This window comes from Serratia sp. T13T92, assembly GCF_047530105.1.
Lineage (GTDB): Bacteria > Pseudomonadota > Gammaproteobacteria > Enterobacterales > Enterobacteriaceae > Chania > Chania fonticola.
In genome coordinates, this window is the sequence record NZ_JBLJAK010000024.1 from 67,736 (window position 1) to 75,765 (window position 8,030).

Annotated in this window: 6 protein-coding genes; all 6 read left to right on the forward strand. The window is 55.3% G+C overall.

Going from position 1 to position 8,030, the window contains the following annotated elements; all coding sequences use genetic code 11:
* Nucleotides 1-156: 156 nt before the first annotated feature.
* The 6 genes from phoB (at nucleotide 157) to proY (ending at nucleotide 7,720) form a co-directional block, all read left to right on the forward strand.
* Nucleotides 157-846 carry a phosphate response regulator transcription factor PhoB gene (gene phoB / locus ACMV5I_RS19955; RefSeq protein WP_021180214.1) on the forward strand — a complete coding sequence of 230 codons (690 nt, stop codon included), beginning with the start codon at nucleotides 157-159 and terminating at the stop codon, nucleotides 844-846.
* A 24-nt stretch (nucleotides 847-870) separates the two neighbouring features.
* Nucleotides 871-2,187, forward strand: coding sequence for a phosphate regulon sensor histidine kinase PhoR (gene phoR / locus ACMV5I_RS19960; protein WP_024483907.1), 1,317 nt, complete (start codon nucleotides 871-873; stop codon nucleotides 2,185-2,187).
* Between the two features lie 13 nt (nucleotides 2,188-2,200).
* Entirely contained in the window at nucleotides 2,201-3,139 is a 939-nt protein-coding gene (locus tag ACMV5I_RS19965) for a PstS family phosphate ABC transporter substrate-binding protein (protein WP_414825131.1), read from the forward strand.
* A gap of 188 nt (nucleotides 3,140-3,327) precedes the next feature.
* Nucleotides 3,328-4,431 (forward strand): cobalamin-independent methionine synthase II family protein, encoded by a 1,104-nt coding sequence (locus tag ACMV5I_RS19970; protein WP_414825132.1) that lies wholly within the window; start codon nucleotides 3,328-3,330, stop codon nucleotides 4,429-4,431.
* A 498-nt stretch (nucleotides 4,432-4,929) separates the two neighbouring features.
* Entirely contained in the window at nucleotides 4,930-6,249 is a 1,320-nt protein-coding gene (gene brnQ / locus ACMV5I_RS19975; RefSeq protein ID WP_121609097.1) for a branched-chain amino acid transport system II carrier protein, read from the forward strand.
* 73 nt (nucleotides 6,250-6,322) lie between these two features.
* Nucleotides 6,323-7,720 carry a proline-specific permease ProY gene (proY, locus tag ACMV5I_RS19980; RefSeq protein WP_024528662.1) on the forward strand — a complete coding sequence of 466 codons (1,398 nt, stop codon included), beginning with the start codon at nucleotides 6,323-6,325 and terminating at the stop codon, nucleotides 7,718-7,720.
* The last annotated feature ends 310 nt before the right edge of the window (nucleotides 7,721-8,030 follow it).

Genomic DNA, 8,030 nt, shown 5'->3' on the forward strand with positions numbered 1-8,030 from the left:
TCAAGCAGAGAGCCGAATGATTTTTGTTTGCCGTCAGAAATAATCGCTATGCTTACTGCGATCGTTCGGGCTTTTTTTTCATAAAACTGTCACAAAACTGACGCATAATGGCGACCGCAATCAACTGAGATCGCTAACACATTGGCAGGATTGACGATGGCAAGACGCATACTGGTGGTGGAAGACGAAGCGCCGATCCGTGAGATGGTGTGCTTTGTGTTGGAACAGAATGGTTACCAACCGTTGGAAGCCGAGGATTATGACAGTGCCGTCACGCGCCTGTCTGAGCCGTTCCCTGATTTGGTGTTACTGGACTGGATGTTACCGGGGGGTTCCGGCATTCAGTTTATCAAGCATATGAAGCGCGAGGCGATGACCCGGGACATCCCGGTGATGATGCTGACCGCGCGCGGTGAAGAAGAAGATCGGGTACGTGGCCTGGAGGTTGGCGCGGATGATTACATCACCAAACCTTTCTCGCCCAAGGAGCTGGTGGCACGTATCAAAGCGGTGATGCGCCGTATTTCACCGATGGCAGTAGAAGAAGTGATTGAAATGCAGGGGCTAAGCCTGGATCCTTCCTCGCACCGGGTGATGGCCAATGAGCAGGCGCTGGAGATGGGGCCGACCGAGTTCAAACTGCTGCATTTCTTTATGACTCATCCGGAACGTGTTTATAGCCGCGAACAGTTGCTTAATCACGTCTGGGGCACTAACGTTTATGTGGAAGACCGCACCGTTGATGTGCATATCCGCCGGCTGCGTAAGGCGCTGGAGACCAGTGGTCATGACAAGATGGTTCAAACCGTTCGCGGCACCGGTTATCGGTTCTCAACGCGCTACTGATCGCACTGCGCTGGAGAGGTTACCGTGCTAGAACGTTTATCGTGGAAGAGGCTGGCGCTGGAGCTGGCCCTTTTCTGCCTGCCTGCCTTATTGCTGGGGCTGATTTTCGGTTATCTGCCCTGGCTGCTGTTGGTTTCGGTGCTGGCCGCGCTGGCCTGGAACTTCTATAACCAACTCAAACTTTCCCACTGGCTGTGGGTGGACCGCAGCATGACGCCGCCGCCGGGCCGCTGGAGCTGGGAGCCGCTGTTCTATGGCCTGTATCAGATGCAGCAGCGTAACCGTCGCCGCCGCCGTGAGTTGGCGCTGTTGATCAAACGCTTTCGCAGCGGGGCCGAATCCTTACCGGATGCGGTAGTGATGACCACCGTTGAGGGCAATATCTTCTGGTGTAACGGCCTGGCACAGCATCTGCTGGGCTTTCGCTGGCCGGAAGATAACGGCCAACACATTCTCAACCTGCTGCGCTATCCGGAATTCAGCCATTATCTGCAACAGCAAGAATTTACCCGGCCGCTGACGTTACAGCTGAATAACGAGCACTTTGTCGAATTCCGTATCATGCCCTATTCCGAAGGCCAACTGCTGATGGTGGCACGTGATGTGACTCAGATGCGTCAACTGGAGGGGGCCAGACGCAACTTCTTTGCCAACGTCAGTCATGAGCTACGTACGCCGCTAACGGTGCTGCAAGGCTATCTGGAGATGATGAGCGATGAAGAGCTGGATGGTTCGCTGCGTGGCAAAGCCTTGGGCACCATGCAAGAGCAGACCAAACGCATGGATGGCTTGGTAAAGCAGTTGCTCACGCTCTCCAGGATCGAGGCCGCGCCAAACGTGGATATGAACGAGAAGGTCGATATTCCGTTAATGCTGCGGGTATTGCAGCGCGAGGCGCAATCGCTCAGCGGTGGTAATCACCAGATCAATTTCCGGGTGAATGAAAATCTGCAGGTGTTCGGTAACGAGGATCAGCTGCGCAGCGCGGTTTCCAATCTGGTGTACAACGCCGTCAACCATACTCCGGCGGGCACCAACATCGAAGTGAGCTGGCAGCAGACGCCGCAGGGGGCTCAGTTCCAGGTCAGCGATAACGGGCCGGGCATTGGTGCCGAACATATCCCGCGCCTGACGGAGCGTTTCTATCGTGTCGATAAAGCACGTTCGCGCCAGACCGGCGGCAGTGGGCTCGGGTTGGCGATCGTGAAGCATGCGCTCAGCCATCATGATTCGCGGCTGGAGATCCTCAGCGAGCCAGGCATTGGCACCCGTTTTATCTTTACCTTGCCTAACCGGTTGATTGTTCCCGCGGCTTTAGCAGAGAATGCGGTGAAAAATTAACAGGTCGCCCGCCATGAATCGATTTACCCAAGCTTTGCTGCTTTGCCTACTGTTGTCGGTTGGCCGCGGGGCCGTGGCTGCTCCGGACGGCATGCTTTCCGGTAACCTGTCTAGCGTAGGTTCCGACACCCTGGCCAACCTGATGGCGCTGTGGGGGCAAGATTTCAGCCGACACTATCCCAACGTGAACCTGCAACTGCAGGCTGCCGGTTCCTCGACGGCACCCACCGCATTGGCGGCAGGAGCGGCGCAGCTTGGGCCAATGAGCAGGCCAATGAAGGCGGCGGAGGTGTCGGCGTTTGAGCACCGCTATGGCTATGCGCCGCTGGCGGTACCGGTCGCGGTTGATGCGCTGGTGGTGCTGGTGCATCAGGACAATCCGCTACGTGGCTTGAATCTGCAACAGCTGGATCAAATCTTTTCCGCGACTCGTCGCTGCGGGGAAAACACGCCGATTAACCGCTGGGGAGAGCTGGGGCTGCAGGGCAGCTGGCAGCAGCGTGCCTTGCAACGTTTTGGCCGCAATTCCGCTTCGGGTACCTATGGGTATTTCAAACTGCGTGCGTTATGCGGTGGCGATTTTATGGCGCGGGTGAATGAACTGCCGGGGTCGGCCTCGGTGGTGCAGGCGGTGGCCGGATCGTTAAACGGCATTGGCTATGCCAGCATCGGTTTTCGTGCCAGCGGGGTGCGGCTGTTGCCCCTGGCAGAAACGGGTGACCGTTATGTTGAACCTAGCGAAACCAACGTGCGTAACGGTAGCTATCCGCTGGCGCGCTATCTGTATATCTACATCAACAAAGCTCCCAACCAGCCGCTGGAACCCCTGACAGCGGCATTCCTCGACCGTGTATTGTCTACGCAGGGGCAGGATCTGGTTAATCACGACGGTTATTTGCCGCTACCGCCGGATACGCTGCGCAAAACCCGCACGCTCTTGGGGCTGGATTAGTCCGGCCAACTTGAATTCCATTCAACACCCATGAAAATTTCTCCATTGCCGGGTGACCGGTGACATGAAAGGATGCACTCAAGCAGTGTAGACGTCTGGATGTCCATTTGTAACCCAGCGTAATAATTCAACTTGTCAATGATTGGAACTGATGGCGGCTAGCCCTCAGTGCATCATCGGAGCAGAATATGTCCAAAGCCAGCCATGCTTTTCACGCCGACGTTGTCGGTAGCCTGTTGCGCCCTGCGGCGCTGAAAACGGCCCGTCAGCAGATTCAGAATGGTGAGATCGACGCGGCTCAGCTGCGCGCAGTAGAAAACGAGCAAATCCGCCATATTGTCGGCAAACAGCAAGAGATCGGCTTACAGGTCGTGACCGATGGTGAGTTCCGTCGTGCCTGGTGGCACTTCGACTTCCTTGAGGGGCTTGATGGTGTAGAAGGCTACGACGTGGAGCAGGGCATTCAGTTTAACGGAGTGCAAACCAAGGCCCGCGGCATCAAGGTGACCGGCAAACTGGGCTTTAGCAACCATCCGATGCTGGAGGATTTTCGTTTCCTGAAAAGCGTAGCCGGTGACGCTGTGCCGAAGATGACCATCCCGAGCCCGAGCGTGCTGCATTTCCGCGGTGGCCGTAAGGCGATCGACCCGCAGGTTTACCCGGAGCTGGATAGCTACTTTGACGATCTGGCACAAACCTACCGCGATGCGATCAAAGCCTTTTACGACGCTGGCTGCCGCTACCTGCAACTTGACGATACCGTCTGGGCCTATCTGTGCTCCGACGATCAGAAGCGCCAGATCCGTGAGCGGGGTGAAGATCCTGAGCAATTGGCCCGTACCTACGCAGAGGTGCTGAATAAAGCTATCGCCGGGAAACCGGATGATTTGACCATTGGTCTGCACGTTTGCCGTGGTAACTTCCGTTCCACCTGGATCTCGGAAGGGGGTTATGAGCCAGTGGCGGAAATCCTGTTTGGCCAGGTCAATGTTGATGCCTTCTTCCTGGAATATGATAACGAACGATCTGGCGGTTTTGAGCCACTGCGTTTTATCAGGCCGGGCAAGCAGCAGGTGGTGCTAGGGTTGATCACCACCAAGACCGGTGAGCTGGAAGATCCGACGGTGGTGCAACAACGCATCAAGGAAGCAACGCAGTTCGTCGATATGAAACAGCTCTGCCTGAGCACGCAGTGTGGTTTTGCCTCTACCGAAGAGGGCAACAGCCTGAGTGAGCAGCAGCAGTGGGATAAGCTGCGTAGCGTGGTCAATATCGCAGCATCGGTCTGGTAAGCGCCACTAAAATGAGCACATGACACGCGTTCAACGTCTGGTTATTGGTGTTTTCACGCACCGTGTAACCATTTGTTTCACATTTCGTGAGTGGTGTGCTCAAAAATAATACAAATCATGTAGTGCATATTTATTGATAACCCCTATGTTCGACTGGATGAGAGATATTATCTGGACGATCACTCTGCTTTCCGTCCTGCGTATTGCCTTTTGGCACTATAAACGTTTAACTATCCCCCTATTGCCGGACTAAACCTCCATTTTCCCCAGCTTTCTTCGGTGCTTGCGACCAGGAATTCAGCAGGGAAAAAACGTCTAAAAATCTGCTCGTCATCATGAGTATTCGCCTTTATCAAGGTCAGACGCTGCTATTGCGTGCTGTCTGTTGCCTATGAGTATCACGATGAGAGAGCAGGCCGGCAACCGAACCGAAGTGGGGGCACTTTTGCCACCATGCTTATCGGCAATTTTTTATTTCAACAGGCAGCACAACAGATTATGAGTCATCGTTTAGCGTCAAAAGATATTCTGGCTTTGGGTTTTATGACCTTTGCCTTATTCGTCGGAGCCGGGAACATCATCTTCCCGCCGATGGTGGGTTTGCAGTCTGGCGAACACGTCTGGACTGCGGCAATTGGTTTCTTGATCACCGCTGTGGGTCTACCGGTTCTCACCGTGATTGCCTTGGCACGCGTTGGTGGCGGCGTTGATGCATTAAGCTCACCGATTGGCCGTAGCGCCGGTCTGCTGCTGGCAACGGTGTGCTACTTGGCCGTTGGCCCGCTGTTTGCCACCCCGCGTACCGCGACCGTTTCCTTTGAAGTGGGTATTGCCCCGTTGACCGGTGACGGGGCCATGCCGCTGTTTATCTACAGCCTGGTCTATTTTGCATTGGTGATTGGCATCTCGCTCTATCCGGGCCGCTTGCTTGACACCGTGGGCCATATTCTGGCTCCGCTAAAGATTGTGGCGTTGGCCGTGCTGGGTATTGCCGCAGTGTTGTGGCCTGCTGGGACACCGATCCCGGCGGTGGATGCCTACCAAACCGTGCCGTTCTCTTCCGGTTTTGTTAATGGCTATCTGACGATGGATACGCTGGGCGCCATGGTGTTCGGTATCGTGATCGTTAACGCCGCACGTTCTCGTGGGGTGAAGGACGCTGGTCTGCTGACCCGCTATACCATTCTGGCGGGTTTGATCGCCGGTGTGGGCCTGACGCTGGTCTATCTGAGCCTGTTCAAGCTGGGCTCCGGCAGCGGTGTACTGACGCCGGATGCTACTAATGGCGCGGTAGTGCTGCATGCCTACGTGCAAAATACCTTCGGCGGCCTGGGTAGCTTCTTCCTGGCGGCGCTGATCTTCATCGCCTGTATGGTGACCGCGGTGGGCCTGACCTGTGCCTGTGCGGAGTTCTTCGAGCAGTACCTGCCTTTCTCTTACAAAACGCTGGTATTCATTCTCGGCCTGTTCTCGATGGTGGTGTCCAACCTTGGCCTGAGCCACCTGATCCAGATTTCGATCCCGGTGCTGACCGCGATCTATCCGCCTTGCATCGTGCTGGTGCTGCTGAGTTTCACCCTGCGTTGGTGGAGCAGTGCATCACGTATTGTTGCGCCGGTGATGTTAGTCAGCCTGTTGTTTGGTATCCTTGATGCGGTGAAAGCGTCCAACTTCCAGCATTTGATGCCAGAATGGACCAATCACCTGCCGCTGGCGGCGCAGGGGCTGGCATGGTTGCCACCTTCGCTGCTGATGCTGGTACTGGTCGCGATTTATGATCGGGTTTTTGCACGCAGCCAAGTGACTGCTCACCCTTAAACCTACGGTCTGAATTTTAGGCCACGGACTTGTCCGTGGCTTTTTTACGTTTAAATTAAGACGGGTCATTTTCATGCAACAACAGTCACCCACCGCAGCTCCAGCCAATAAGCTCAAACGTGGCCTCAGTACGCGCCACATTCGTTTTATGGCCCTGGGTTCGGCCATTGGTACCGGTCTGTTTTACGGCTCCGCAGAGGCCATCAGAATGGCTGGCCCCAGCGTCCTGCTGGCTTACCTGATCGGCGGTATTATTGCCTTTATCATCATGCGCGCACTGGGCGAAATGTCGGTGAATAACCCGCAGGCCAGCTCGTTCTCGCGCTATGCCCAGGATTATCTCGGCCCGATGGCGGGTTACATTACCGGTTGGACCTATTGCTTTGAGATCCTGATCGTTGCCATTGCCGATGTGACGGCCTTCGGCATCTACATGGGCGTCTGGTTCCCGGAAGTGCCGCATTGGATCTGGGTGTTGAGCGTGGTGCTGATTATCGGTGCCATCAACCTGATGAGCGTGAAGGTGTTCGGTGAACTGGAGTTCTGGTTCTCGTTCTTCAAGGTGGCGACCATTATCATCATGATCGTCGCCGGTATCGGCATCATCGTCTGGGGCATCGGCAACGGGGGACAACCGACCGGGATACACAACCTGTGGGTCAACGGCGGCTTCTTCAGTAACGGTTTTATCGGCATGATCCTGTCGCTACAGCTGGTGATGTTTGCCTACGGTGGGATTGAAATCATTGGCATTACCGCCGGTGAAGCGAAAGATCCTAAAGTGTCGATCCCCAAGGCCATCAACTCGGTGCCTTGGCGTATCCTGGTGTTCTACGTCGGGACGCTGTTCGTCATCATGTCCATCTATCCGTGGAACCAGGTGGGGACCAACGGTAGCCCGTTTGTGCTGACCTTCCAGCATATGGGGATCACCATTGCGGCGGGTATCCTTAACTTCGTGGTGATCACCGCCTCACTGTCGGCGATTAACAGCGACGTGTTCGGCGTTGGCCGTATGATGCATGGCCTGGCAGAGCAGGGGCATGCCCCGCAGGTATTCAGCAAAATTTCCAAACGCGGTATTCCGTGGGTGACTGTAGTGGTGATGATGGCGGCCATGCTGATCGCCGTGTATCTCAACTACATCATGCCGGAAAGCGTGTTCCTGGTGATTGCCTCACTGGCGACCTTTGCCACCGTGTGGGTGTGGATCATGATCCTGTTCTCGCAGATCGCTTTCCGCCGTAGCTTGAGCAAAGACCAGGTCAGCAAGCTGGCGTTCCCACTGCGCGGTGGGGTATTCACCTCGGTGGTTGCCATCATCTTCCTGGTGTTTATCATCGGCCTGATCGGTTACTTCCCAACGACGCGTATTTCCCTGTATGCCGGGCTGGTGTGGGTCGCGGTGCTGCTGCTGGGCTACTACATCAAGGTGAACCGCCAGAAAAAGCGAGCCGTATTGACACAGTAAGATTGCCCCTCACCCCAACCCTCTCCCACAGGGAGAGGGAGCTGTCCGGAGCACTTGGTTGGTTCGTGCTGCTTCGGAAAGTGGGGAGTAAAGGCATTACGCAGAAAAATCAGCGAGTCTTCTCATCCAAGGTGCATCACCGTATTTTCAGGCCCACTCGATCGGTCCCCTCTCCCACAGGGAGCTGTCTCTTATACACAACTCGGCATCTTACTGTTTTTTATGGGAATTATTTCAAGCGAATCAATAGGGCACTCGGAAAAATTCTCTTTAAAATCAGCCTGCTATGTTTCTCAAATTACGGCCATTT